This is a genomic window from Mycolicibacillus koreensis (genome assembly GCF_002104795.1).
Lineage (GTDB): Bacteria > Actinomycetota > Actinomycetes > Mycobacteriales > Mycobacteriaceae > Mycobacterium > Mycobacterium koreense.
Window position 1 is genome coordinate 1 of sequence record NZ_NCXO01000102.1, and the last position, 1,598, is coordinate 1,598.

The 1,598-nt window shown below is 64.2% G+C and carries 2 protein-coding genes; both read right to left on the reverse strand.

Annotated elements, in window-relative coordinates:
- The coding region (locus B8W67_RS20030; RefSeq protein ID WP_133056180.1) for a hypothetical protein at positions 1 to 545 on the reverse strand (545 nt) is incomplete at its 3' end.
- Between the two features lie 18 nt (positions 546 to 563).
- The gene (locus B8W67_RS20685; RefSeq protein WP_133056181.1) at positions 564 to 1,433 is read right to left on the reverse strand and encodes a chymotrypsin family serine protease; all 870 of its coding nucleotides are present in this window, start codon (positions 1,431 to 1,433) and stop codon (positions 564 to 566) included.
- Positions 1,434 to 1,598: the final 165 nt, after the last annotated feature.

A 1,598-nucleotide genomic window follows, 5' to 3' on the forward strand; every position in this document is an offset into this window, starting at 1 on the left:
GGGGAGCTGGAACTGGGGGAGGAGGGGAAACGTAGTTCCTTGGGACTGGTGATCGTGACCCCAGCAACTGCTGATTGCAGCGTTGCAGCGATGCGGCCATCATCAGCCTCAAGCGCTGCTTTCGCGCCGTCGCGGCGATCACGCAGCGCTTTCAGCCTGGCTACCGCCTCGCGGTACGCCAGCTCTGCCGCCGCAGACTCGTCGATCATCATCTGTGTGCGCGCCGCGTCGGCTACAGACTTCGCCTGCTGCACCTCGGCCAGGCGGGGCGCTGCGGCGTCGTATCGCCCCGCGGAGTAGCGCATCTCGCGGTGGGCCTGGGCGCAGGCGGACATCAGAATCGCCACAGCCTCCAAAACAGCACGTGAGTCTTCCAGCGCCCCGTTGCTGTCATTCGCACGCTGACTTTTGGCCCCTCCGTTGATCGCGGTGACGATCTCATGCAGGCCACGGCCCAGGCTACTGAGATCGACCGATACACCATCGACGCGATCTGACCAGGCAGAATACTCGAAATCGAAGTTGGGATCAGGGAAATCAGCCATCCACAGCCACCGCCATATCTACTCGCTGCAGGATGTCACCTGCGTCGAGTACATCTCACCTGATAGCGGCTCGACATCGGGGCTGAGGCACGCCCGCGCACCGATCGCTTCCAGCACAGGCTCCATCGGCACGGCGATGTCATCGCCATGAAACTCGTCACCCCCAACGAGGGTGCCAACTAGAACAGCCTGCCTGCCTTCGGTGACTAGGAATACAGGGGCTCCGGAATCGCCATTAACGGTCCCGCCCTCCACAACAAAGTGCCGCACCACACGGCCGCTAAGTCCTCCGATGGTGATTTTCCCGCAATGTAGCCCCGTGATGGCACCCGCAACGCAGATCGGAGTGCCAGAGTCCAACCGGTACTGCGCACTGAGCACGCCCGCCACCGGGTACTCGCCGATGCGTGTCGTAGCATCCCCGACTTTGGCCATCCACAAAGGTGCGGAATCGTAACCGGCCGCAGTATCGACGCCCACAGCTAGCTTTGTCTTCCCATCCGCCGTGCCGGGTGTTACGAGGTACTGGCCAGCACCCACTGCGTCAGATACGCAGTGGCCAGCGGTGAGCATTCCAACCTGATCGCCGCTGGCCACTGCTGGGCCGAGGGTGCACAGCGCAGGAATCTCGCCGCCGGGAACCTCAACATCATGGGTGACCGCGATTCCCGGAGTCGGTGTAGGTCCGTACTGCGCGTGCCACTTTTCATCAGTCGGCCCCTTGTGGCTGGGGACGGTGATCCACGTCGGTGCAACCTCAGCCGTGTATTCCGCCACCTCCGACGCCGAGACCGTGGCGTGGCCAGCCACCGTCTGCGTGCAGCCCGAGACCGCCACCGCGACAGCCGCGGCGGCCGTCGCGAGGAAGGTGACGGTCTTCGTGCTCATGGTGCTCATTGTCCCAGCGCTTGTACCAGCCGTGCCCGAAGCGCGTGTCACGTCCTTCACGGCTCAGACCCCTCACCACGGCGGCGTGAGCGGGGTTGTTCCCGTCGCCGCCCCGTCGCGGATGTAAGCGCACTCACTCCTCCCCGCTCACGCGGGGGTGTTCCC